Annotated in this window: 25 protein-coding genes, 1 tRNA gene and 1 pseudogene; 16 read left to right on the plus strand and 11 right to left on the minus strand. The window is 67.2% G+C overall.

Annotation, left to right across the window (positions count from 1 at the left end):
• Window positions 1-63: 63 nt before the first annotated feature.
• Window positions 64-198, plus strand: a pseudogene (locus MARKY_RS12265) (transposase); the annotation flags it as partial.
• A gap of 1,899 nt (window positions 199-2,097) precedes the next feature.
• On the opposite strand, the gene MARKY_RS00915 reads toward MARKY_RS12265, so the two are convergent.
• The 7 genes from MARKY_RS00915 to cas10 form a co-directional block, all read right to left on the minus strand.
• Window positions 2,098-2,174, minus strand: a tRNA-Arg gene (locus MARKY_RS00915).
• 84 nt (window positions 2,175-2,258) lie between these two features.
• Complete coding sequence (gene cas6, locus MARKY_RS00920; protein WP_013702994.1) at window positions 2,259-3,014, minus strand: CRISPR-associated endoribonuclease Cas6; 756 nt, start codon at window positions 3,012-3,014, stop codon at window positions 2,259-2,261.
• A 4-nt stretch (window positions 3,015-3,018) separates the two neighbouring features.
• The gene (gene csm5, locus MARKY_RS00925) at window positions 3,019-4,173 is read right to left on the minus strand and encodes a type III-A CRISPR-associated RAMP protein Csm5 (protein ID WP_013702995.1); all 1,155 of its coding nucleotides are present in this window, start codon (window positions 4,171-4,173) and stop codon (window positions 3,019-3,021) included.
• Entirely contained in the window at window positions 4,170-5,066 is an 897-nt protein-coding gene (gene csm4, locus MARKY_RS00930) for a type III-A CRISPR-associated RAMP protein Csm4 (protein ID WP_013702996.1), read from the minus strand. Before csm4 ends, csm5 begins: the two co-directional genes overlap by 4 nt.
• A gap of 3 nt (window positions 5,067-5,069) precedes the next feature.
• On the minus strand, window positions 5,070-5,795 hold the full coding sequence (gene csm3, locus MARKY_RS00935) for a type III-A CRISPR-associated RAMP protein Csm3 (RefSeq protein ID WP_013702997.1): 726 nt from the start codon (window positions 5,793-5,795) through the stop codon (window positions 5,070-5,072).
• Window positions 5,795-6,214, minus strand: a complete 420-nt coding sequence (csm2, locus tag MARKY_RS00940; RefSeq protein WP_013702998.1) for a type III-A CRISPR-associated protein Csm2 — start codon at window positions 6,212-6,214, stop codon at window positions 5,795-5,797. Before csm2 ends, csm3 begins: the two co-directional genes overlap by 1 nt.
• On the minus strand, window positions 6,214-8,610 hold the full coding sequence (gene cas10 / locus MARKY_RS00945; protein ID WP_041658141.1) for a type III-A CRISPR-associated protein Cas10/Csm1: 2,397 nt from the start codon (window positions 8,608-8,610) through the stop codon (window positions 6,214-6,216). Before cas10 ends, csm2 begins: the two co-directional genes overlap by 1 nt.
• 179 nt (window positions 8,611-8,789) lie before the next feature.
• On the opposite strand from cas10, the gene MARKY_RS00950 reads away from it, so the two are divergent.
• From MARKY_RS00950 to MARKY_RS00965, 4 genes are all read left to right on the plus strand, one after another.
• A complete protein-coding gene (locus MARKY_RS00950) occupies window positions 8,790-10,007 on the plus strand; it encodes a TIGR02710 family CRISPR-associated CARF protein (RefSeq protein ID WP_041657745.1) in 1,218 nt (405 codons plus the stop codon).
• Window positions 10,008-10,009: 2 nt separating this feature from the next.
• A complete protein-coding gene (locus MARKY_RS12185; RefSeq protein ID WP_148230385.1) occupies window positions 10,010-10,264 on the plus strand; it encodes a hypothetical protein in 255 nt (84 codons plus the stop codon).
• Window positions 10,265-10,390: 126 nt separating this feature from the next.
• The gene (locus tag MARKY_RS00960; protein ID WP_013703003.1) at window positions 10,391-10,945 is read left to right on the plus strand and encodes a glycoside hydrolase family protein; all 555 of its coding nucleotides are present in this window, start codon (window positions 10,391-10,393) and stop codon (window positions 10,943-10,945) included.
• Complete coding sequence (locus tag MARKY_RS00965; protein WP_083804401.1) at window positions 10,881-12,407, plus strand: ABC transporter transmembrane domain-containing protein; 1,527 nt, start codon at window positions 10,881-10,883, stop codon at window positions 12,405-12,407. Before MARKY_RS00960 ends, MARKY_RS00965 begins: the two co-directional genes overlap by 65 nt.
• Window positions 12,408-12,426: 19 nt before the next feature.
• Here the strand turns inward: MARKY_RS00965 and MARKY_RS12190 are convergent, their stop codons facing one another.
• Both MARKY_RS12190 and MARKY_RS12195 read right to left on the minus strand, forming a co-directional pair.
• Window positions 12,427-12,720: a tyrosine-type recombinase/integrase gene (locus MARKY_RS12190; protein ID WP_169311726.1), complete on the minus strand. Its 294-nt coding sequence runs from the start codon at window positions 12,718-12,720 to the stop codon at window positions 12,427-12,429.
• A 4-nt stretch (window positions 12,721-12,724) separates the two neighbouring features.
• Window positions 12,725-13,030 (minus strand): tyrosine-type recombinase/integrase, encoded by a 306-nt coding sequence (locus MARKY_RS12195; RefSeq protein ID WP_281004374.1) that lies wholly within the window; start codon window positions 13,028-13,030, stop codon window positions 12,725-12,727.
• A 45-nt stretch (window positions 13,031-13,075) separates the two neighbouring features.
• Between MARKY_RS12195 and cas1 the strand changes: the two genes are divergently transcribed.
• From cas1 to MARKY_RS01025, 11 genes are all read left to right on the plus strand, one after another.
• Window positions 13,076-13,609 (plus strand): CRISPR-associated endonuclease Cas1, encoded by a 534-nt coding sequence (gene cas1 / locus MARKY_RS12020; protein WP_052297136.1) that lies wholly within the window; start codon window positions 13,076-13,078, stop codon window positions 13,607-13,609.
• On the plus strand, window positions 13,606-13,881 hold the full coding sequence (gene cas2, locus MARKY_RS00980; protein WP_013703005.1) for a CRISPR-associated endonuclease Cas2: 276 nt from the start codon (window positions 13,606-13,608) through the stop codon (window positions 13,879-13,881). Before cas1 ends, cas2 begins: the two co-directional genes overlap by 4 nt.
• 497 nt (window positions 13,882-14,378) lie before the next feature.
• Entirely contained in the window at window positions 14,379-14,609 is a 231-nt protein-coding gene (locus tag MARKY_RS00985; RefSeq protein ID WP_013703006.1) for a hypothetical protein, read from the plus strand.
• Between the two features lie 110 nt (window positions 14,610-14,719).
• Window positions 14,720-15,808 carry a PDDEXK family nuclease gene (locus MARKY_RS00990; protein ID WP_013703007.1) on the plus strand — a complete coding sequence of 363 codons (1,089 nt, stop codon included), beginning with the start codon at window positions 14,720-14,722 and terminating at the stop codon, window positions 15,806-15,808.
• A gap of 43 nt (window positions 15,809-15,851) precedes the next feature.
• Window positions 15,852-16,502: a PIG-L deacetylase family protein gene (locus MARKY_RS00995; protein ID WP_013703008.1), complete on the plus strand. Its 651-nt coding sequence runs from the start codon at window positions 15,852-15,854 to the stop codon at window positions 16,500-16,502.
• On the plus strand, window positions 16,499-16,918 hold the full coding sequence (locus tag MARKY_RS01000; RefSeq protein WP_013703009.1) for an archease: 420 nt from the start codon (window positions 16,499-16,501) through the stop codon (window positions 16,916-16,918). Before MARKY_RS00995 ends, MARKY_RS01000 begins: the two co-directional genes overlap by 4 nt.
• Window positions 16,919-16,928: 10 nt before the next feature.
• A complete protein-coding gene (locus MARKY_RS01005; protein WP_013703010.1) occupies window positions 16,929-18,368 on the plus strand; it encodes an RtcB family protein in 1,440 nt (479 codons plus the stop codon).
• Between the two features lie 15 nt (window positions 18,369-18,383).
• Complete coding sequence (locus tag MARKY_RS01010) at window positions 18,384-19,004, plus strand: HAD family hydrolase (protein WP_013703011.1); 621 nt, start codon at window positions 18,384-18,386, stop codon at window positions 19,002-19,004.
• A 1-nt stretch (window position 19,005) separates the two neighbouring features.
• Window positions 19,006-19,350 (plus strand): DUF3208 domain-containing protein, encoded by a 345-nt coding sequence (locus tag MARKY_RS01015; RefSeq protein WP_013703012.1) that lies wholly within the window; start codon window positions 19,006-19,008, stop codon window positions 19,348-19,350.
• Window positions 19,351-19,392: 42 nt separating this feature from the next.
• The gene (locus MARKY_RS01020) at window positions 19,393-19,845 is read left to right on the plus strand and encodes an IS607 family transposase (protein ID WP_013703013.1); all 453 of its coding nucleotides are present in this window, start codon (window positions 19,393-19,395) and stop codon (window positions 19,843-19,845) included.
• 40 nt (window positions 19,846-19,885) lie between these two features.
• A complete protein-coding gene (locus tag MARKY_RS01025) occupies window positions 19,886-20,920 on the plus strand; it encodes a M42 family metallopeptidase (protein ID WP_013703014.1) in 1,035 nt (344 codons plus the stop codon).
• 67 nt (window positions 20,921-20,987) lie between these two features.
• Here the strand turns inward: MARKY_RS01025 and MARKY_RS01030 are convergent, their stop codons facing one another.
• Together MARKY_RS01030 and MARKY_RS01035 are read right to left on the minus strand one after the other, a co-directional pair.
• The gene (locus MARKY_RS01030) at window positions 20,988-21,206 is read right to left on the minus strand and encodes a hypothetical protein (RefSeq protein ID WP_013703015.1); all 219 of its coding nucleotides are present in this window, start codon (window positions 21,204-21,206) and stop codon (window positions 20,988-20,990) included.
• On the minus strand, window positions 21,203-21,844 hold the full coding sequence (locus MARKY_RS01035; RefSeq protein ID WP_013703016.1) for a hypothetical protein: 642 nt from the start codon (window positions 21,842-21,844) through the stop codon (window positions 21,203-21,205). Before MARKY_RS01035 ends, MARKY_RS01030 begins: the two co-directional genes overlap by 4 nt.
• Window positions 21,845-21,873: the final 29 nt, after the last annotated feature.

Consider the following 21,873-nt stretch of genomic DNA (forward strand, 5'->3'; position numbering starts at 1 on the left):
AAGCCAAAGGGGGGGCTGTGATGCGGAACGATCGCGAACAGCCCTTGACCCCGGTCAGCCCGTGTGGAAGGGGTGAAGACGCCGCCGTACCGCCTTCGGGGAGGGAAGGTGGTGGATACGGCCTGGTCCCCCGTCATGGGCCGGACGCGGAACTGGCTCGAGTCGCGGTTTAGCGTGCTGATGCGTTCCTTTGGTCTTTTGTGGCCCGGGTGAGCCTTGATTTCGCCACCGACGTTGGCGGAGTTGTGTATGCTATGACCAAACTTAGGAAGCTTCTGTTTTCCTTGAAACATCCTGTGTTTGGTAAGGGAAGGGGTATTGTTGTGACTTGTTTGGTGTGCCGCCTTATACGGCTATTGCCGGCAAAGGATAGCTGCTCGTTGGTGGGGTCATTGCTCTGATAGCGTTCCTAGCATTTGCCGAAGGGCTCCTCCACTTCCTGGTCTGGGTTGCGGGGTACGACCTGGGCTACACGGACGGGAGGGGGAGAAGCGTTTCGTGATCCGCACCGGGTCGATGAAGCCTAACCCTGATCCACTGGGGAAAGCGGCCGCATGGCTGCTGTTGCTGCTTCTATACCTTGAGCTTCTGATCCAGCGCGAGAGGATGAGGCGGCTAAGTAGGGAGCTGATCCTTGAGCTTAAAGCGGGTTTGTATGCATGGGGTGGAAAAGTAAAAGGTTTCAGTCAGTGCAGCTCGCCGCCTTTCCCCGCAACCCCACTCTGGAAACGCCCACATACCTCTACGATCACCGCGCAGAGCGCGTCCATGGCGCGAAAGCGTTGGCGCCAGTCCAAAAGTGTAGCCGAGAGCAGGAGAATGAAAATTATGATGAGCAAATCTAACCTGCGCTCCACGACCCAGTTAACGGACAAAGCTCCAACCCAAACCGATGATAGAGCAAAAACCTTTCCCAGCCGCCCAAGTCGGCCCCTGCAGCTTTTCTCTTCGAAGAATCGTGCATAGCCCTCCCCTGAGGAAGGAAAGTAATCAATTAACGCGACGTGCGTAATAAACATTAACGTGGGGGACAGAGCCAAAAACCCCAAAAGAGCATCGGCCGCCCCCCCTCCGAAAGCGAGCGTCACGACCACGGAAGTGGCCGACAAAAGGACAAACTTTTTGGCTACCTCCACCATTACTGGTCCCAAATCGCTGATTTCACGCGGCCATACAAGCTAGCGAGGGATGCGGGAAAGCACAAGGACGACCCTGTTCGCGCACCCCGCGTGTAGCACTCTAGCCCTATCCATTTCCAGAGAAAGCTTTATTCATAGCGCTTCTAATGACGCGCCCTGTTTCGTAGTTGCCTATCTGGGCGAGTGCGCTAAGGGCGGTTGCTGCTGCCCTTGAGAGACTGGCAACGGTCGCTGCTGCTTCTGCATACGCAGATACGGTCGTCCCCATAACGGCACCGACAAATCCGGCGGCCACTTTTCCACCTAAAGAGCATGAATTACATTCCCTGACCGCGGTATAAGCACCCACAATAGCACCGGCAACAGCCCACCAAGCCTTTCCTTCTACCTCATCCAGTTCTTGGTCCCCCAAAGGATCACCTTGGGGAACAACTAAATACAGTGCGGAACCCTCTGGTACCACACTGCTCGCAACCTCTTCCCGCGCTGGAGCCGCGGCGCTCAGGTGTTTCCCCGCGGCCAGGGTGGGGCTCACTCCTGTGAGGAGAAGACCAAAGATCAAAAACGTTGCAAAGATTCTCCGTACACGGATCACCTCCGATAATATCGAAGGGCCCGAGCCTCGGTTACAGAGGTAACACACGCGTGAATATCTTGTCAAGATTCTGATTTACGGTAAAGTACCATGGTTTTCCCATCTTTAAGCAAGATGTTGGGAGTGGCGCTCTTAGCTGCGGGCCCACCTTGCGGTCCAAGGTTTTTGCAAGGTGTGCGTCGCGCGAAGCCGCCCGGTTCTGGCTGGGGAAGGAGGGCGGGGCACACCTGAAGCTCACCCTTCTGTTGCCGCTTCCCAAGCCCCGGTTCTCAAGGTGAAGAGAGGGTAGCGCCTCCAGACATTCAGTAAAGGTGATAAGACGCTACCGGGGCTAGCAAAGCCCCGGTAGTTCACGTCTTAGTGTGGCGGGCCCGAGAGGATTCGAACCCCTGACCTGCTGATCCGTAGTCAGCTGCTCTATCCAACTGAGCTACGGGCCCTCGCCGTGTGCGCGGGGTTTCCCCCAAACGCAGAGTTGAGTCTAGCACAGCTCGGGGACCTTGTAAAGGGGGAGGTTGCCCGACTCACGGCCCCGGCGGCGCCGCGCTGGGCGCGAGGAGAGGGTACGGGCGCACCTGGCCGAACCCCAGCGTGGTCTTCGCGCCCACCCCGCTGAAGAACGCGAACCGGCCCAGTGCCGCCAGCCACCGCGCTTCCTCCGTGGAGGCTCGAGGCAGGTGGTACGTGACCCGCCCGCGGAACCCCACGGTGCGGTCGTGCCCTACCGCACTGACCGTGTGGCCCTTTAGGTAGCGGAGGGTGGTGGCCTCCACGAGCCGCTCGGCCACCTCCGGCGGGACGGGGGTGGGGGCGTGGGCGTTCCAGCGTTCGATCAGGGACCCTAGGACCAGCCGGGGTTCCGGCAGGGGGTAGTTCGCGCCCTGACGGCGGAAGAAGGTGGGGCTCGCGAACTCCAGGCCCAGGTCCGGCCCTGCCTCCCCCTGGAAGAGCCGGGGCCAGGTCGCGAGCCCCGCCCAGGGGTGCTCCGCCTCCAGCACGGCCTTGATGCGGTACGTGTCCTCCCCCAGGCGCACCTCGAGGCCCACCTGGCTCCAGAGGCGGGGGGAGAGGGCCGCGTACACCTCCTCCGCGAGGCAGGTGAGGCGCACCCAGACCGCGTTGGGGCGGCCGCCTACCCCTACCGTGAAGGGCTTGGGCCCTTCGGCGTCGTGTATTTCCGGCGCGGCTTCGCGCAGCAACCGGTACACCCATCCCCTTGCGTGCAGGGGTTGGGGGCGGTCCGGGCCCTCGAGCGGCAGAACGAGCGCGGCGAGCAGCACGGGTTTACTCTAGCACCTCGACCAGCACCCACCCTAGGGGCTGGTCTTCCGCGAGTTTACGGCTGACGGGGGAGCGGTAGTCTTTCAGGAACTCCGCGAGGCGCAGCGTCGAGTCTCCTGAGCCGAACCCGAGGCGCAGGGGGAAGCGGTAGGGTTGCCGCAGCTTTCCGTTCCCGTCCAAACAGGCGTCCACCGCGTCCAGGACGCGCTTCATGGCGCTCGTGGCCTCGCGCCACCCGCGCTCCTCGTACTCCGCGTACTCCTGCTCCGCGAGGTAGGCGTACCGGTTGAAGGCGTCGATCGCGATGTCCTGTAGCCGGGGCTTCACCGCGTGGCGGTATATCGAGCGGTCCTGGAAGGCCTCGTGGATGCGCAGCGTGACCTCCACGCTTCCCTCCACCCAGGCCTCCGCTAGGAGGTGGATCCCGGTGGGGCCGCTGGGGTTTTCTCGCGTGCCCTGCACGGCGATCTTGAGGAAGGTGGTTTCCGGGAGGGGCTCCGAGTCCGTGAAGGCCACGGTGCGCAAGGGGTCCGCGCCCTGGTTCGGGCGCTTCCTCTGGTTGAGGTTCTTGAACACGTGGGCTTCGAAGGCCTGGTTCACCGAAACCCACCCGTTGCGTTTCCGGGGAGGGCGGACCCAGCCGCGCCCCGGCTGGTGCGTCCACTCCCTGTGGGCGTACACCAGGTCGTACCGGCCCTCGGCCTGATCGGGATCGTACTCCAGCTCCTTTTCGAGCTGCGCTGCGAGCAGCGCCGTGCGCACCGCGCCCTTGAGGCTCGAGCCCGGCAGGTACGCGCCGAGGGGAGAGCGGGGCAGGGTGCGCACCTCGAGCTCCGCCTGGGGGTGGGCTTCTTCCAGGCGTTGCGTCACGTACGCTTGGAAGCCTCGGCTGGCCCGGGCCGTCCAGGCGCTCACCGCTTTGAGGTCCAGCCCTCGCGCTACGAGGCGCGCCACGTGGTGCCGCGCGGCCAGGGGGCCTTCGCTGATGGCGGCGAGGTACGCTGTTTGCTCTTGGGGTTCGAGGTGCTCGAGGAGGCGCGGGAGGGAGAGGACGTAGACCCGGTCGTTCACCAGGGCGTACTGGTAAGGCTCGAGGGTTTCGCCGCTCCCCACGTGCACGGGGGTGAGGGGGGTGAGGCTGAGGCGGTGGGTGCTCATGCCTTGACCTCCACACCGACGGGGAAGGCCCACAGGTACTCCCAGATTCGCGCGTCTGCTTCCGGGGGGGTGCTGGGGGTGACCTCGAGGAGGCCGCCCGTGTGGGTTAGGGGTAGGACGGAGCCCTCCACGGCCCGGAGGTGGGGGCGTTTGAAGGGTTTGGCGTGCGTGGCGTACGCGCCGCCGAGCCGGCCCCAGTAGGGCTCGAGCCGCCACCAGCCCGCGCCTTGGGTGGGGGGGAGGGTGGGGGCGAGGGTGACGGCGTGCGTGGGGTGGGGGGCTTCGGGCAGGGTGTAGGGCCGCACCTCCGCTACCGTGAACTGCCCGAGGCCGATGCTCGCGCGGCCCCCGTACCCGAGGCGGCCCACCCACTCGAGGAGCCGTACCGCGTCCTGCACGGCCTCCTCCGTGCCGTTCAGGTAGACGCTTAGGGTTCCGGCGGCGGGCCAGTAGGCTGGCTCTGTGTACAGGGCGCCTTCCTTGGCCGTGCCGCTCCGACGGTCGATCGCGAGGCGCGTGCGGGCGTGCGCCGTCCACGCGGGGGCGGGCGAGGGTTCCGTTCGCGCCCACGCCACGAGGGCTTCCATCCCGTGCGTGGCGACCTCCTGGAAGACCTCGAGGGGCAGGAGGTCCAGGTTCTTGAGCCGCTTGCGCAGCGCGGTGTTCTCCACGTGCGGGAGGGGCAGCAGGGGGCGCGGGAGGAAGCCCGTGGGGTACGCGGAGGAGATGCGGAAGGGCGGGGGGTCCGCGCGGAAGCGCTCGAGCCACGCCTCGAGGGCCTGGGGCCCCTCGAGGTACCGTAGCGCCCAGGCCATCTGGCCCCACAACCCTGGGGCGCGGGGCGGTTCGCGGAAGGGCGCGGTGGGCTTGAGGCGCACCTCAACGACCGGCACGCGTTACCCCTCCCGCACGGGCTCGAGGCGGGTTTCCTGCCCGGTTTGGGCGTCGATCTCCAGGATCTCGAGGTTCCTAAAGCGGATCTGCCCGTACCCGCGGCTGGTGGAGCCCCCGAGCGCGTCGAGCTCGAGGAGCCGAAGGCCTTTTTGCACGATTTCTTCGAAGTACTGTTCGTCCGTTTGGCCGCCGTCTCCGGTGTCGAAGACCTTGTACACCATCTCGAACTCGAACCGGGTCCCGGCGGGCACGCGCTCCATGGTGCGGGGGTTCGCGTCCCCGCCCAGGCGCGGGATGAAGACCTCCTGCTTGATCTCGGTGAAGAGGGTGCCGCGCTCGAGGTTCATCTCCTGGAGGGCCTGGCGGCTTGCGGGGGTGAGGTACGCGTCGCGCACGATGAGGCGGGTGGGGCCGCGCACGCCTTGGTCCGGGCGGGAGTCCGCCGCGGTGGAGCCGAAGACCCGGCAGACGGGGCAGTCAGCTCGGGTGCAGGAGTGCGTGTGTTTCGTGTCGTCCACCAGGTACTCGTCCCCCAGGCTCCACTCGATCAGGCTGCGCATCTTGCCTTTGATCGAGGAGCCGGGCACGTACGGTTCGCCCGTGAGGGGGTTGCGGATCACGGGGTTGTCCACCCCGCCGATCTCCAAGCCTTCCCGGCTGCCGCCGATCCGGAGGCCGGTCTTGGCCTCGAGCTCACCGCGGATCACTTTGAGCTTCAAAAGCCGCATCAGCTTCTCCTTTCTGCGTCCGGCGTGAAGTACGCCACCACCGCCTCCACGTACTTGACCATGGCCTCGAAGCTCTTGGGGTCCTCCACCCCGTCCAGGCACTCCGTGAGGAAGGTGGACAGGGTGAACATGTCGTTCGGGCGATTGTTGTTGTTCCGCCGCCCGTAGTAGGCCTTGGCCTTGAGGAGGCCCAGGTACGGGCGGATCTCCTCGAACGCTGCTTCCGCGCCTTTCTCGTGCTTGAGGACGTTGTAGCGCGCCTGGAGCGCGCGGATCTCGCCGAAGTACCGCCGCACCTGGGTGGTCGCCACGCGGGCTTTCACGAGCCGCTGGGCATCCCGGTAGGCCTCTTCGCTGAACAAGTCCGCGCGCAGCCGCTGTTTTGTTTTGTCCTGGTAGTACACCTTTGCCTTGCCCATCACTTACCTCGCGTCTTGTAGGTCGCCCACTGCACCCACACGGGCAGGTGGCGCATCTCGAGGGACTGGTGGTTGAAGAGCGGCTCGAGGAACGGCCGTTGCGCCGCCAGGTCCTCCCGGCGGAAGAGGTAGTGCAGCTGGGGCTTGTACCGCAGCCCCTCCGGGTCCTGGGCCTCGTCCCAGCGCCGCCACAACCGCCAAAGGTCCAGCAGCCGGTACGCCATTCCTCGCGGCACGCCCTCCTCGAAGCGGTGCGCGAGGGCCTCAGCCCGCTCGGCGAGCGAACCCAGGTCCGCCCAGCGCACCGGGTGCCCGAACACGCTCAAGCGGTCGCGCCCCGCGTGCTTCGCGGCCTTCTCCGCCGCGTGCGCGGACGCGGCGAGGTGCGGCACGGGGGTCTTGGGCCGCACGAGCACGAACCCCCCGGAGAGCGTGAAGGTGGGGTTTTGCGTGTACAGGCGGTAGAGCCGCTCCAGGTCCAGGGCGAACTCGAGCACCGCGTCCCACGGGCCTAAGAGGAAGACGTCGTCCCCGCCCGCGTACACCGAGTAGATCAGGGGGTAGCGCCGCTGCTTCCAGGTTGCGCGGGCTCCCCAGCCGAGGCGCTGGGCGTATCGTTCCGGGTGCCGGATGAGGTTCGGGACCTCCACCGCGAAGAACTGCTCGAGCATGCGGCTGAGGCTCGCGATGCGGCTGGGGGTCGCGTAGTCCGTTTCGGCCCAGGCGAACCCGCGGCTGAACACCTCGCCCATGCGGTCCGCGTCCAGCATGAGCACGCCCAGGTACGGCACCCCCTCCGAGAGCGCCGCGAGCTCCCCGAAGGTCAGGGGGCGTTCCGGGGCGGGGGAAAGGCCCTCGTTCGGGTCATCCTCCTCCCCCGCGAGGCCCTGTTGCTCGAGCCACGCTGCGTAATCCGTGCCTTCCGGTAGGGCGCGCTGCGCGTCCTGGACGGTGGGCAGGTGCCCCAGCAAGGGGCGCACCTCGAACGGCGTGGCGCTCGGGGCGGGGTTGGGGTGGGCCCGCAAATGGTACGCGCCGCCCTTCCCGAGCGCGACGGGCACGCCGGGGAAGGCGTAATCCGCGCGTTCGGCGAAGAGGGCGATCACGGTTTCGCGCGGGAGCCGTTTCCCCACCTCCTGGTCGCGCTGGCACCCGCGGCACAAGGCGCCCGCCTCGTCCCGCACGGCGGGCCGCACCCCGCACGCCGCGCACGGCCGCAGCGCGGCCTCCCCGAAGGGGTACGGGGTGTGGAGTTGCGTGGCGAAGGGGCGGGCCTTGGCTTGGGCGAGGGCCTTGTGGGCGGCCTGAAGCACCTCCGGGAAGGCTCGGAACCCCGCTGGGGGGAAGGCGTGCGCCGCGAGGTGCGGCACGAGCGTCGCGCCTTCCCCGAGCGCCCACGCCTCCCACGCCGCGCGCGCCGCTTCCAGGGCCTTGTGCGCTGTGGGGGTGTTCGGCAGGAGCAGGTAAAACCTGCCCCCCGCGCTCATCACGCGGTTCAAGGGCGGGAGCCCCACGCGCGCCAGCACGTCGAAGGCCAACGCCTCCGTCGCGAGGGCCACCTCGAGGCTGCGGGCGCGCAAGCGCTTCGCGATCCCGCCCGTGCCGGTCTGGGCGCTTTGGATGCGGTAGATGTGCTGCTGGATGCCGCCCAGGTCCCCGAGCACCAGGAGGAACTTCGCCTCCACCTCGCGCTCAAGGCCCTCCGGCGTGACCTGGCCGTCGGTCTCGGCGTGGTACGCCCAAAGCGCCGCGCTGATCGCCGCGGTGAGGCGCAGGTGGTCGAACAACGCGATGTCCGGTTCGCTCTGCGTGTTCGAAGGCACGCACCAAGCGACCTCCTGAAGGAACGCGGTGAGGTTCGCGAGGAGGGCCTTGAGGTCCGCGTCCTGCCGCGCGAGCTCGAGCATCCGCTCGTCCAGCCGCTCTGCGAGTTGCGCGTACGCCTCCGGGCGGACGTTGGGGTGTGCGCTAGGGTACGCGGCGTTCGGGGTGTGGGGCGCGAGGTCGTACCCCAGGCCGCTCGCTTTCGGCGGGCCGCTTAGGGAGACGCGTTGAAAGACGGGCGTGAGCGGCGTGGTGGGTGTGTGGGGCTCCTCGTTGTCTTCTTGGCCCGCGTAGTTGTCCGCGTAGTACACGGTCCACGCGAGGGGCGTGTCGGGCGCGTATCCTTTCGGGGTGCGTAGGTGGTGGTGCGCCGCGTCGTGCGCGAGGCGGTCCGGCTCGAGCCCCGCGTTCGCGAAGGCCTGGCGGTGTCGCTGCACGAACCACGCGGTGTACGCGGTGTGCGTGCGGTCGGGCAGCTCGGGGGGCGGGTGGTTCCAGTACGCCCGCTGGTACAGCTTGCCCACGTCGTGGAGTAGGCCCGCGAGGGCCGCTTCATATACCGGATCCGGCATATCCTTTTCCAGGAATAGCACGGGCGCGGCGGACGGCACGTGCGGTGGCGCACACCGCGGGCTTCGTAACCCCCTGAGGCGCTAGGAAGCGCGGCGCCGTCCGGTATGGCCGGGGAGTGCTCGTTCCGGAGGGAATCGAGGCAAGGACGGCGCTGCAACGAGCTTTATAGAATGCACTTATGCAACAAGGAGAAGTACCCCAGGTGCTGATCGCCACCGTAGGGCAGACCCCGGACCCCGTGCTCGCCAGCCTCATGGAGCACGCCCCGGACGGCGTGATCTTCATCGCGAGCCAGGACAGCCACCCCACGGCCGCCCTGATCCTCTCGGAGTTCAAGCGCGAACTCAAGCACCACACGATCCTCATCGAGGAACCCGAGTCCCTCACCGAAAGCTACCAAGCGGCCCGCAAAGCCCTCAAAAAAGCCAAGGAGTGGGAGGCCCGCGTCATCCTCGCGGAGATCACCGGCGGCACGAAACCCATGATCGCGGGCCTGGCCCTCGCCCTCACCGGCCAAGGCGTGACCTTCAGTTACGTGGGCGGCACCCGGCGCGACGAGGCCGGCCGCGTGGTGAGCGGACACGAAAAAATCCGCCTCCTCGAGGACCCCACCACCCGCTACTACACCCAGGAATGGAGCGCGTTCCGCCAAGCCTGGAACGCCGGGCGCATGCTCGAGGCTCAAGCGTGGCTCGAGCGCATCCTTTCGCGTCCCCTCACGCCTTCGGAGGAACGGTTTCACCGGCACCTCCTCGGGATCACGCGCGGCATGGACGCCTGGGACCGGTTCCAGCACGCGGAGGCCCTGGAGCGCTTCCGCGCGCACCTCGAGCCGGCCCTCGCCGTTGCGGAGGCCTGGCATCACGGCGCGAAGGTCCGGGTCCTCACGGCGCTCGAGGCGGCCCAGGGCTTCCTGGAGCGCATCGTGCAGGCCAAGGGGAAGCCTGTCCCGGAGTTGTTGCAGGACCTCCTCGCGAACGCGGAGCGACGCGCGCAGGCCGGGCGGTACGACGACGCGCTCGCGCGGCTGTACCGCGCGGTGGAGCTCGCCGCGGAGGTGGACTTGTACGAGCGGCACCAGCTTTGGCTTCGCAAGCCGGACGCTTGGCCGCAAGGCGTGCCGGAGTACCTGAAGGAACGCGCGCGGGGGATGCTGGGGCTTAAGGAGGTCCTGGATTTAGCGTTTGACCTGGACCTGCACTTTGGCGCGTCGGGCACGCTCGCACAGGTCCTGCGCGGCGATTACGAGCGGAAGCTCCGCCCCCTGCTGCAACGGCGGCACGAGAGCATCCTCGCGCACGGCACGCGCCCCGTGACCCGCGAGGATTACGAGAAGATGCGGGATTACCTGCACAGCCTGGGCCTCGAGCCGGCCCCGGAGTGGCCGAGGTGGTGAGCGTGAAGACGTTGGACGCACGCTGGGCGGCGTACAAGGCGATCCATCGGGAAAAAGGACAGGCCGAAGCGCAGCGGTACTACCGGGAGGAGGTCTGGCCGCTCGTGCGCGAGGCGTGGCGGGAACACCCGCGCGTCCCGGAGGAGATGCCGTCGTTCGCGGCTTCGATTCACACGCTGGGCAGGAGCCCTGAAGCAACGATCCTCGCGATCCTCGGGACTCGAGCCGCGAGAGCAGGTGGGGCGAAGCACCCATGATGGGGGCGCTCGGCCCGACGGGAAGCGGCAAGACCGTGATTGCCCTGTACCTCACGGCCCTTAAGGCCCTAGGGGGTGTGGAGTCAAAAATAATCTTAAGGGGAGTGTACTTAGAATAAACACAGTATGACCTGCCATAGCGGTGTAGAAACCTTACGGTTCCTCGGCCTGACCCTCCTGGCGTCCGCTTCGCTCCCCCGTCCTGTCCACCTGGTGCTGGACGCTCCCTGGGGCTTCGCCCTGTGGGGTTTGGCCCAGCTCCCGCGGCCCTGCCTCGACCTTAGCCGCAAGTACTCGGTGCTCCCGGGCCACCTGTTTGGTGTGGCCGGAATCATCGACACCCTCCTCGACGCCTACCTGCTCACTAGGGAGCCGATCTACCTTGCGCGGCTGGAGCGCCAGCTGGAGGGGCTGCGCACCCTCCACCTCTTCGAACCGTCCGTATGCGCCAGCCTCCTACCCCAGGGACGAACCCTGGAGGGATTGGCCGCCCCCGGTGAGGGTCTGCTGCGGGTCTCCTGCGACTTTGCGACCGGTTGCGCAGGGGTTCTGCGGGTGCTGCACCGGGTGGTGAATCCCGGCCCCGCCGACTTTATGCTGGATGAGGTGACGCCCGATGAGGACGTTATGGACCCTTCTGGAGGGGCGCAGGGGCGAATTCCTGCGCCTGCTGGCGGTTAGCAGCCTGGTGAGCGCGGCTGAGGCCCTGCTTCACCCGTTGATGCTCAAGTGGCTCTTCGACGAGGCCGTGGTCACGCAAGACTTCCGGCGCTTCGGGCTCCTGGGGCTCGCCTACCTCGCCGCGGGACTGAGCCTGATCGCCCTGTTCTGGGCCGTCTCGCTCTGGCAGAAGGCCTTCGTCAACCGGGTGGTGCTCGAGGTAGAGGGGCGGCTGCTAGCCAAGGCCCTCCGCCTCGACTGGCGAGACTTCAGCCGCGAGGGGGCCGGGGCCTTCGTGAGTCGGGTTCACCAGGACGTCCTCGAGGGGCTGGTCCCCGCGGTTTCTCTCCTGGTCGCCGTGGCCCGCCAGGCCCTGGCGGCCCTGGCCTTCCTGGGAGTGCTGCTGTACCTGTCGTGGCAGGCTACCCTGGCCCTGGCGATACTGGTCCCGCCGCTGCTGTGGGTGGCGCAGCGGGTCGGGACGAGGGTTCGCCGGGCCGCCGAGGACGAGCGGGAGGGGGAGGCCCGCTACCTCGAGGTCCTTTCCCAGTCGCTTAAGGCCTTCCGGGCCCTGCGCGGCCTACCCCGCCTCCTCCGTCCGACCCTGGCCGCCAATCGGGAAGCCCTGGGCACCTACCTTGACGACACCTACCGCAGCCACCGGCTGATGGAGGCCCAGCAGGCTTGGAGCGACGTGTTCATGAACCTAGCCAATACGCTCGCACTGATCGTGGGCGGCTACTTCGTGCTGGCCCGCGTGCTGAGCTTTGGCGGGTACCTAGCCTTCGTCAACGCCTTCTGGCGGGCGGTGGACAACACCTTTGCCCTGCTGCGTAGGGTGCCCGAGTTCCACCGTCACGCGCAGGTCCTTGAGCGCATCCACGGGCTGCTCTCCTCCGCACCCACCCCCTACGCGCAGCCGGCCGCCGAAGCCCGTCTCGAGGGGGTGCGGCTGGCTTATGCGGGCGGGGCCCTGCTGGAACTGCCGCAGGTGGAAATCCGTCCGGGTGAGCGCCTGCTGCTCGTGGGGCCCAACGGTGCGGGCAAGTCCACCCTGCTGCACGTGCTGTCGGGGTATCTAGCCCCCCAGGAGGGCGAGGTGAAGCTGCCCGCGCGGGTGGCCGCGCTCACCGCTCCCCCTGAACTGCCGCCCCTGACGGTGCGCGAGCTGGTCCCCGACGCCAGGCTCCGCCGGGAACTGGGGCTGGAGGGCCTGGAAGACCACCGCCCGGAGGCCCTGTCCTCGGGGCAGCGGCAGAGGGCCGCCATCGGCGCGCTGTTGTGCGAGGAGGCCGACCTCTACCTCCTGGACGAACCCTTGGCCAATCTGGATCCTGAGAGCCGTGAGGGGGTACTCGACCTCATCCTGCGCCGGACCGCGGGAAAGGCCCTGGTTGTGGTGCTGCACGGGGACGAAGCGCTGCACAACCGCTTCGATCGGGTGGTGGAGCTGGCGGGCCCGCAGGTGCCGGATCCCCGGTAGCGGCCGTGTTTAAATGCCGCTACGTGCGCCAGCGCTTTACGGAGCTCGCTTGGGGAAAAGGTGACCGAGCACCTTGCTCCAAACGCCTGATTGAGGGGCACCCGATCACGTCCGGCATCGTGCGGGCGGCCTCCTCGAGGCGCCGCTGGGACACGTGGACGTAGACCTGGGTGGTACTGATGGAGCTGTGCCCCAGAAGCTCCTTCACCTCGTTAATCCCCCGGCCCGCCTCCACCAGGGCGCTGGCGTAGGAGTGGCGGAGCTTGTGGGGGGTGATCCGGTGCCAGTCCTCGAGGCCCGCCCGCCGGGCCACCGCTTCACCATGGCCTCCACGGAGCGGGCCGAGAAGGGCTTCCCCCGGTTGGGCCTGGAGGTGTGGCTCCAGATGTAGGGGTTCGTGGGAGCTCCTCCAAGTTCCGGTGCTTCAGCCACTGGTAGCGGGCCCGCTGGGCCGTGGGGGAGAGGACCATCACCCGCTTCTTGTCCCCCTTGCCCCAGACCCGGATGGCGTGGGGGATCCCGTCCTGGTAGGTGATGTCCGAGTAGGTGAGGTCCAGGGCCTCGGAGAGGCGCAGGCCCGTGCCGTAGAGGAAGGCCAAAAGGGCCCAGTCCCGGAGGCCCACCCGGGAGGAGCGGTTCTTGTAGGCGGCCTCGAGCGCCTGCGCGGCGTGGAAGGCATCGCTACCCGCACGTACTTTGAGGGACTCGCGAGTGGATTGGGGCCGTACGGGTTTGGGGGGCGTTCTCGCCGCCCGCCTCGGGACGCGCCGAACGCGGCGCTTTCGTACGGGTACGCGTTACTCCTGGCGCGGGCGTGGTTGGCGGTGGTGCTGGCGGGGCTTCACCCGGAGGTGGGGTTCTTGCACGTGGAAGGCCGGCGGAACCCTGCGCTGGCCTTGGACCTCATGGAGGAATTCCGGGTGCCTGTGGTGGACGTGACGGTACTCCGGGCGTTTCAGGAGGGGGTGCTGGACCCCGCGCAGCATTTTGAGGCGCGTGGCGGGGGCGTGTACTTGAACGAGGGGGGACGCAAGCGCTTGGTTCGGGTGCTGGCGCACCGCCTGAACCAGGAGGTGCGCCACCCGGATGGTTCTAAACGCACGACCTACGCGGGAATGATCGCGTACCAGGGCGTGCGCCTAGCGGCAGCGGTGGAGGGCCGCCGCGCCTACCACCCGTTCTTCTTGGAGGCGTCACGGTGAGGAAAGGCGTGCTTTACACGGTAACGTACGACGTTCCGGATGACAGAAGGCGCGTCAAGATCGCGAACCTCCTCAAGAGCTACGGGGAACGCGTGCAGCTTTCCGTCTTCGAGTGCTGGTTGAACGCGAGTGAGGTGGAGGCCTTGAAACAACGGCTGGAGCGGGTGATGGAGCCCTCGGAGGACAGCGTGCGGATCTACTCGGTTCGGGGGGCGGTGCAGGTCTTGGGGGTCGGAAAGATTACGGAAGAAGAAAACGCATTTATTGTTTGAAAATTCGCGGGAATCGTGTAATATTTTGAGGGTAGGCGCGGGCTTCACCCCGCACGGACCTTGAAAACGCGGGCTTTAGCGTCAGGGACGGGATTAACGCGATGTTGCATGCTCCGCTAATTCCGAGCTATCCACAGAGGATTGCCTGTGGATAACTGGGGGGGTGTCTAAAACGCCCTCAAAAACCCCGTCCAGGACGGGCCTCCGAAACGGCAGAGTTGCAAAAAGGTCAGCCTCGTAAGGGGATTGCAACCAGGTCCTCCCGGGCCTCGGTGCGGGTCTCCACCCCCAGCACGTTGCAAAAAGGTCAGCCTCGTAAGGGGATTGCAACCACTTGGCAGGTCCTTCAGGAGCGTAATACTGCAACTCCTGAGTTGCAAAAAGGTCAGCCTCGTAAGGGGATTGCAACAAAAACCCTATTTCGGGAACCCACTAGTTGTAGACTCAGGGAAGACCAACCTCTGCAAATAACGATTCATAGGATTGGAACGGCAAACATGCACGATGACCACGAAAACAAACAAACGGACGAAGAGAAGAAACTCCACCAAGAACTAGAAGAAGCCCTGAAGGATCTCTACGAACTCATTGATCTCCGCGAAAGCATGTCTGGGGGAACCGTGACCATTGGGAAGAAGCCTCTTGGGAACTTCGCAGACCACCCCGAGATTCACGAAGCACACAGAACCCCCAAAAAGAACGAAAAGAACGAAGAAGAAGAAAGCTAAGCCCCGCACAAAAACCCACCTCCCCAAAAGGCCGCTGCAGCTCCGGCCTAAAAACGCGCTTCACGCGCCCCGCACCCCCTTAAGGAAGCGAAAGAAAGTATAATGCCCCCATGGGCATCCTTACCCGATACCTCGCCAAAGCCATGGAGCGCGCCCGGTACGATCTCCTAGCCGCGGGCCGCTATGCCGCCGACATCCCCGAGTTCTCCCTACACGTCGAAGCCAACAACCTCGAGGCCGCCCGCCACGCGCTCCAAGAAGCCCTGGAAGAACGCGTCCTTGAAAGCCTCCGCTTGGGTCTACCCCTCCCCGAACTGGACGGGCTCACCCTCGGCCCCACCACCCCCAAAGCCGAACGCTTCCGCCAACTTGTGCTCGAGCTTTGGCAAATGATCCAAGGCGAAGCGCCCCCAGAAGAAGCGCCCGAGGCGCCCCCGCCCCCCAAACGCGCGGGCCCCAACACCCTCGAGGAGTGGCTCGCCTCCCGCGGGATCAAGATCCAGCGGCGGCCCACAGAGGAAAGCGAGGAGGACCGCGAACGCGAAAAAGTCCTCGCGCGCCTCGCGCTCTTCCTCGGGGACCGGTACCCCACCCTCACGCGCGTCTACGAGAAGCTCAAGCAAAGCCTCTCCACCAAACGCCAGTTCCAGCTCTCCCTAACCGACGCGAGCCAAGAAGAAATCAGCAACTCCACCCAGTTCTGCACCTCCCTCAAGCAATACGCCCTCCTCACCAGCTACCACTACAAAAGCGAGGAACGCCGCCTCCGGGCCAAGGCCAGCACCGAAGGCTGGGTACAGAACTTCCTCACGGGCGGGTGGCTCGAGAGCTACGTCATGCAAAAAATCCAGAAGGCCCTCCGCTCCAAGAACCTCCCCCACGAGGTAGCGCGCGGCCTTCAAGTCACCCTCCCGAACGGGGACCAGACCGAGCTGGATGTGCTCGTCCTGGTGCAGGGCCGCGTCTTCTGGTTCGAGACCAAGACCGGGGACTTCCAAGCCCACATCGCCAAGTACTCCAAACTCAAGAAAACCCTCGGCCTCTCCGCCAAAGAAAGCTTCCTGGTGCTGCTCGGGGTGGACAAGGCCCGCGCCCGCGAGCTTTCCGCGCTGCACAACGTCACCGTCGTGAACCAAGCCACCTTCCTCGACGCGTTCCTCGAGGCGCTAGGCCTGGTGGAAACCCCGGCTGAAGCCTAACCCGGCCACGCACCGATAGGGTAGAAGGTGCGAGAATGAGGGCATGGACCTGCTCCTTATTCTGCCGCACCCGGACGACGAGGTCTTCGGCGCGGGCGGCACCCTGATCCAGTACGCGGAACGCGGCCTCAAGACCGGCCTCATCACCCTCACCCGCGGGGATCAGGGCCGCACCCTAGGGCTCTGCACCCAGGATGAGTTGCCCCAGGTGCGCGAGGCGGAACTGCGCCGCTCCGCCGAGCGCCTCGGGATCCAGCACCTGGAGGTGCACACCTACCCGGACCGCGGCGTGGCCGAGCACCCCGAGATCACGGAGATGCTGGTGGACCGCCTCCGCGCCCTAAAGCCCCGCGCGGTCCTCACCTTCCCCCCCAACGGGATTAACGGCCACCCGGACCACGTCGCCACGAGCCGCTGGGTCACCCAAGCCGTGCAGCAAAGCGGGATCCAGACGCGGCTCTACTACTACGCGCCGCCCGAACCGTACCCAGGGCACGAGGCCGGGTACCTGCCCCCCACGCACACCCGCCGCATCCCCCCCGAGATCCTCCTGCGCAAACTAAACGCCATGGCGCAGCACAAGACCCAAGCCCTCTCCGTCCTGAACTTCATGGACCGCTTCCCGCACCGCCTGGCCGTGGAGACCTTCCACCTCGTGGGGTACACGGGCCCCGAACAGCACGAGCTCATATGATCCGGATGCTGGACCACACCGCCGACGTGGGGTTCGAGGTCCGCGCCCCCACCCGCGAAGCCCTCTTCGAAACCGCGCGCGAAGGCCTCCTGCGCCTCATGTTCCAACACCCCCCCACGCAAGGCAGCGCGACGCGCGAGGTCACGCTCCAAGCCCCGGACCTCGAGTTCCTCCTGGTGCGCTGGCTGAACGAACTCATCTACCTCGTACAAACCGCGGGGTTCGTGCCCGCCCGCGCCGCGATCACGATCACGGAGGACGCCCAAGGCTTCACGCTCCGCGCCCGGCTCGAGGGCCAGCCCTTCGACGCGGAAGCGATGGGCTGGCAAGGCGAGATCAAAAGCGCGACCTTCCACGGCCTCGAGGTGCGCCCCGAAACGAGCGGCTGGTGGGCGCGGGTGGTGCTGGACGTGTAGGAGGTGAACCATGGACAACGTGCCGTTCGAACGCCTGGACCGCTACACCTACCGCATCCCCCGCCACGGCAAGATGTGGGTGGACGCGGTGTTCTACGCCAACGACGAGATTCTCGCGCAGCTCGAGGCTGAAGGGTACGCCTCCCTAAAGCAACTCGTGAACGTCGCGACCCTACCCGGGATCGTCGGGCCGGCCCTCGCCATGCCGGACATCCACTGGGGGTACGGCTTCCCCATCGGGGGCGTGGCGGCCTTCGACCCCACGGCGGGCGGCGTGGTCAGTCCCGGCGGGGTGGGGTTCGACATCAACTGCGGCGTGCGCCTCCTCACCACGCGCCTCACGCGGGAGGACCTCGAGCCCCGAAAAACCCGGCTCGCGGACGCCCTGTACCGGCGGGTCCCGGCGGGCGTAGGCTCAGCGCGGCGGGACGTGCGCTGGAGCCCCAAGGACCTCAAGACCGTGCTGCGCGAAGGCGCGCGGGCCCTCGTCGCGCAAGGGTTCGGGGAGGCGGCGGACCTCGAGCGCATCGAGTCCGGGGGGCGGCTGCCCCTCGCGGACCCGGACCGCGTGAGCGCCCGCGCCTTGGAGCGGGGCGGGCCGCAGCTCGGCACGCTCGGCTCGGGGAACCACTTCCTCGAGGTGCAGTACGTGGACGAGGTGTACGACCCCGAGGCCGCGGAGGCCTACGGGCTTTGGGTGGGGCAGGTCACCGTCCTGATCCACACCGGCTCGCGCGGCCTGGGGCACCAGGTCTGCCAGGATTACGTGGAGCGCTTCCTGCAAGCCGCCCGGCGCTACGGGATCGAGCTCGTGGACCGGCAGCTCGCCGCCGCGCCCATCGAGAGCCCCGAAGGGCAGGACTACCTGCACGCGATGGCCGCCGCGGCGAACTTCGCGTTCGCGAACCGGCAGCTCATCACGCACAACGTGCGCCTGGCCTTCGAGGATGCCGGCTTCCTCCCGCGGGACCACCAGCTGCGCGTCCTGTACGACCTCGCGCACAACAACGCCAAGTTCGAGGAGTACGCGGGCCGGCGGGTCCTGGTGCACCGCAAGGGCGCCACGCGCGCTTTCGGGCCCGGCGCGCCGGACGTACCGCCCGCCTTCCGCACGGTGGGGCAGCCCGTCCTCGTGCCGGGGGACATGGGGCGGTACTCCTTCGTCCTCGCGGGCACCCCCGGCGCGATGACGCGCACCTTCGGCTCGAGCTGCCACGGCGCGGGCCGCCAGATGAGCCGACACAAGGCGAAGAAAGCCGCGCGGAAACGCAACCTGATCGCGGAGCTCGAGGCGCAGGGCATCCTGGTGCGCGCCGCGAGCCGCGCCACGGTGGACGAGGAGATGCCCGAGGCGTACAAGGACGTGGCCAGCGTGGTGGACGTGGTGCACGGCGCGGGGATCGGGAAAAAAGTCGCGCGGCTCCGGCCCCTCATCGTGGTCAAGGGGTAGGGTATACTCGCGCGTATGGAGCTGCGAGGCGTGCTGTTCGACTGGGGCGGGGTGTTCACCGTGGGTACCTTCGACGGCCGCGTGGTGCGCACCCTCGCGCAGCACTTCGGCCTGGAGGAAGCCCGGGTGGCCGAGGCGTACTTCGCGCGGGTCGCGCACCTCGAGGTCGGCGCGTGGAGCCTCGCGGAGTTCTGGGAGGCGCTCGCGGAGGCCTTGGGGGTGGAGGCGCCGTACGCGAGCTTCGAGCTGTTGTTCCTCTCCTGCGTCGCGCCGCGCCACGAGATGTACGCCCTCCTCGCGGCGTGGCCGCCGGAACTGCGGGTGGGGCTCCTCTCCAACAACTACCCGGTGATCTCCCAGTACCTCCGCTCGGGGCCGCACTTCGACCGGTTCGACGCGGTGGTCTTCTCCAACGAGGAAGGCGTGAAGAAACCCGACCCGCGAGCCTTCCAGCTGGCGTTAGAGCGGCTGGAGTTACCGGCGGAAGCGGTGTTGTTCGTGGACGACAACGCGGAGAACCTCGAGGCGGCCCGGCAACTCGGATTCCGCACGCACCACTTCCAGGACCCGGAAGGGTTCCGGGCGGCCCTTAAGGCCGAGGGCGTGACGCTCCCCGCCGCGCCCCAAACCCCCTAGCATGCGGGCGGTCAAGCTCTTCCAAGGGTACCTGTGGCACCCCAAGGACCGGGGCCTCGAGGGGCGCGCGTTGCTGCCCGAGTGCCTCGAGGTGCCCTTCGCGGGAGGCGCGGCGCGGGTGTGGGTCCTGGTGGACGCGGTGCCGCCGCCCTTCGCGTTTTTTGAGGACGGCACGCCCACCGCGACGCAGGCCTTCTACCAGGTGACGCTCCTCACCAAGACCGAGCGGGCTCCCGCGGAGCTCAAGCCCCTCTCCGAGGCGGTCGCGGCGCGGCTCGAGCCGTTGCTGAACGCGCTGCCCGAGGGGGTGGGGTGGCTCTTATTGGAGGACCTGCGGGAGGTTTAAACAGTTGAAAAATAGCCAACCCTGCTTTACATCATCTCTCAGATGGATCCGCTTCTCCTTACAGCACACCAGATCCGGGAGCGCTACGGCCTCCACCGCAACACCCTGTACAAGTGGGAGCAGCAGGATCTTCTGCACCCCGTCCGCACCCCCGGTGGCCGCAGGCGGTACCGGAGGGAGGAGATCGAGCGGCTTCTCTCCCTGGGGCTGGAGGCTCCCCCGGCGAAGCCGAAGCCCCGCACCGTGCTTTACGCCCGGGTGAGCACGAGGAAGCAGGAAGCGTTTCTCAAGAACCAGATCGCTCGGCTGGAGGCGTTCGCCAGGGAGCGGGGTTGGACGTACGAGGTCATCGCCGAGGTCGCGAGCGGGGTGAACGAGAACCGGCGGGGGCTCGTCAAGCTCCTGAACCGGGCCAAGAACGGGGAGGTGGAGCGGGTGGCGGTAAGGTTAGGTCCACATCCTGGTGGTGGGCCGGTGTGCACTAGTGTGCACTAATCCTAACCAGGTATGAACCCCCGGGTATAGTGGGGGTGCTATGGCGCTGGATTACACGCTCTTGAAGGAACTCACCGAAACCCCGGGGATTCCCGGTTGGGAGGACCGGGTGCGCGCGCGGGTGCTGGAGGCGGTCAAGCCCTTGGTGGACGAGGTGCGCACCGACGCGCTCGGGAACGTGATCGCGCACAAGCGCGGCCGAGGCCCGCGGGTGATGCTCGCAGCGCACATGGACGAGATCGGGTTCTACGTGCGCCACGTGGACGCGCGGGGGTTCCTGCGCTTGCAGCCCGCCGGGGGGTTCGACGCGCGGAACCTGTTCGCCCGCCAGGTGGTGGTGCACGCCCGTGAGGGGGATTTGGTGGGCGTGCTGAACCCTGGGGGGCGGCCAATCCACCTCTCCACCCCGGAGGAGCGCAAGAAGGTCCCCGAGATCCGGGAGTTTTTCGTGGACCTCGGTTTGCCCGCGGACGAGGTGCAGGCCCGGGTGCGCGTGGGGGACCCGGTCACGCTGCGCCAGGAGACCCTGGATTTGGGCCGGGTCCTGACCGGGAAGGCCATGGACGACCGCGCGAGCGTCTTCCTGTTGATCGAGGCCCTCAAGGCCCTCGCCGGGAAGACCCCGGCTTACGACGTGTACGCGGTCTTCACCACGCAGGAGGAGGTTGGCCTCCGAGGCGCGGTGACCAGCGCGTACGGGGTGGAGCCCGAGATCGGGATCGCCCTGGACGTGACCCTCGCGGTGGACACCCCCGGCGCGCCGGAGGAGGAGGCCGTGACCCGGCTCGGGGAAGGCGTGGGCATCAAGGTCATGGACGGGGCCTCGATCAGCGACCGGCGGCTCGTCACGACCTTCGTGGACCTCGCGGAGAAGAAGAAGATCCCCTACCAGATGGAGGTCCTGCCCCTGGGCGGCACCGACGCAGGCGCGATCCAGCGGGCGCGCGCGGGCGTGCCTGCGATCACGCTCTCCATCCCCACGCGGTACATCCACACCGTGACCGAGACGGTGCACAAGGCGGACCTCGAGGCGGGCGTGAACCTCCTCGTCGCGTACCTGCTGGGCGAAGCGTAACCCTCGAGAACCGCGAAACGCCGCGCGGCCGGGACGTGTTCCCGGCCGCGGCTTGTAGGGTGGGGGGTTATAGGGGCGGGGCGATCTCGTCGATCTTGCCCAGGATCAGCATCGCGCTGATGGTGAAGGCCGCCAGGATGATGAGCGCGAGCACGAACCCGATGAACCGCAGGTCCACGTTCTCGCCCTCCACCGCCACGCTCCGCGGGCTGAGCGCCACGTAGAGGACGTAACCCACCACGAGAGAGCCGATAAAGAACAGCGTTACGTACCACACCCAGCTCATGACTCACCCTCCAAAAGGCCCCACGTGCCCAGTAGGGCCGCGAGCGTCTCGCTTAAGCTTACCAGACCCACGCCGTAGGTCGGCACGCCCCGCGCCCAGGCCGCGTGCCCCTGGTGGGGGCCCTCGAGCAACGGCAGGCCCTCGGGAGCCGGAGCTTCCCAGGCCGGGTAGCGGCGTTCCTCCACGTACACGAGGCCCGTCGGGGCGGTGCGCTGCACGGCGTCAGCGGGCTCCGGGGCCTCGAGCGGCCGGCGCTCGCCGTTCACGGCCTTCCAGCCCCCAAACCGCGCGCCGACCCCTCGCCCCTCCACCACGATCAAGGCGCGGCGCGGGGCCGTCCAGTACAGGGCCCGCTCAAAGGGGGCCAGGTCGCCCGGGGAGGCGTCCAGCGCGAGCACCACGCGCCCCCGGTACCTTAAGGGGCGCAAGGCGCGCAGCGCCTCCACCGCCCAGGCGCGCGGCGCCCATAAGAGGACGGTCTCGCCGCCGTACCCGCCCTCCAGGTACGCGTAACTCGTGCCGTACTCGTCCACGAAACTCTTCGTGAAGCTCGAGAGGACCTCGAGGTCCGCCCAGATCGCCTCGAGCGCTGGCTCCAGGGGTTGGGTTGGGGAAAGGGACGCGCCGGGTGCTTGCATGACACCTTAGGATACCAATTTCTCATGCT

The organism is Marinithermus hydrothermalis DSM 14884 (assembly GCF_000195335.1).
In the GTDB taxonomy this organism is placed as follows: Bacteria; Deinococcota; Deinococci; order Deinococcales; family Marinithermaceae; genus Marinithermus; species Marinithermus hydrothermalis.

Coding starts and splice junctions, on each gene's coding strand:
- MARKY_RS00990 (WP_013703007.1), top strand. CDS start 14,720: ATGGGCATCCTTACCCGATACCTCGCCAAAGCCATGGAGCGCGCCCGG.
- MARKY_RS01020 (WP_013703013.1), top strand. CDS start 19,393: ATGGATCCGCTTCTCCTTACAGCACACCAGATCCGGGAGCGCTACGGC.
- MARKY_RS01005 (WP_013703010.1), top strand. CDS start 16,929: ATGGACAACGTGCCGTTCGAACGCCTGGACCGCTACACCTACCGCATC.
- MARKY_RS01025 (WP_013703014.1), top strand. CDS start 19,886: ATGGCGCTGGATTACACGCTCTTGAAGGAACTCACCGAAACCCCGGGG.
- MARKY_RS01010 (WP_013703011.1), top strand. CDS start 18,384: ATGGAGCTGCGAGGCGTGCTGTTCGACTGGGGCGGGGTGTTCACCGTG.
- MARKY_RS01030 (WP_013703015.1), bottom strand. CDS start 21,206: ATGAGCTGGGTGTGGTACGTAACGCTGTTCTTTATCGGCTCTCTCGTG.
- csm5 (WP_013702995.1), bottom strand. CDS start 4,173: ATGAGCACCCACCGCCTCAGCCTCACCCCCCTCACCCCCGTGCACGTG.
- csm2 (WP_013702998.1), bottom strand. CDS start 6,214: ATGGGCAAGGCAAAGGTGTACTACCAGGACAAAACAAAACAGCGGCTG.
- cas10 (WP_041658141.1), bottom strand. CDS start 8,610: ATGCCGGATCCGGTATATGAAGCGGCCCTCGCGGGCCTACTCCACGAC.
- MARKY_RS01035 (WP_013703016.1), bottom strand. CDS start 21,844: ATGCAAGCACCCGGCGCGTCCCTTTCCCCAACCCAACCCCTGGAGCCA.
- MARKY_RS00995 (WP_013703008.1), top strand. CDS start 15,852: ATGGACCTGCTCCTTATTCTGCCGCACCCGGACGACGAGGTCTTCGGC.
- MARKY_RS01015 (WP_013703012.1), top strand. CDS start 19,006: ATGCGGGCGGTCAAGCTCTTCCAAGGGTACCTGTGGCACCCCAAGGAC.
- MARKY_RS01000 (WP_013703009.1), top strand. CDS start 16,499: ATGATCCGGATGCTGGACCACACCGCCGACGTGGGGTTCGAGGTCCGC.
- MARKY_RS00965 (WP_083804401.1), top strand. CDS start 10,881: ATGAGGACGTTATGGACCCTTCTGGAGGGGCGCAGGGGCGAATTCCTG.
- csm3 (WP_013702997.1), bottom strand. CDS start 5,795: ATGCGGCTTTTGAAGCTCAAAGTGATCCGCGGTGAGCTCGAGGCCAAG.
- MARKY_RS00960 (WP_013703003.1), top strand. CDS start 10,391: ATGACCTGCCATAGCGGTGTAGAAACCTTACGGTTCCTCGGCCTGACC.
- MARKY_RS00950 (WP_041657745.1), top strand. CDS start 8,790: ATGCAACAAGGAGAAGTACCCCAGGTGCTGATCGCCACCGTAGGGCAG.
- MARKY_RS00985 (WP_013703006.1), top strand. CDS start 14,379: ATGCACGATGACCACGAAAACAAACAAACGGACGAAGAGAAGAAACTC.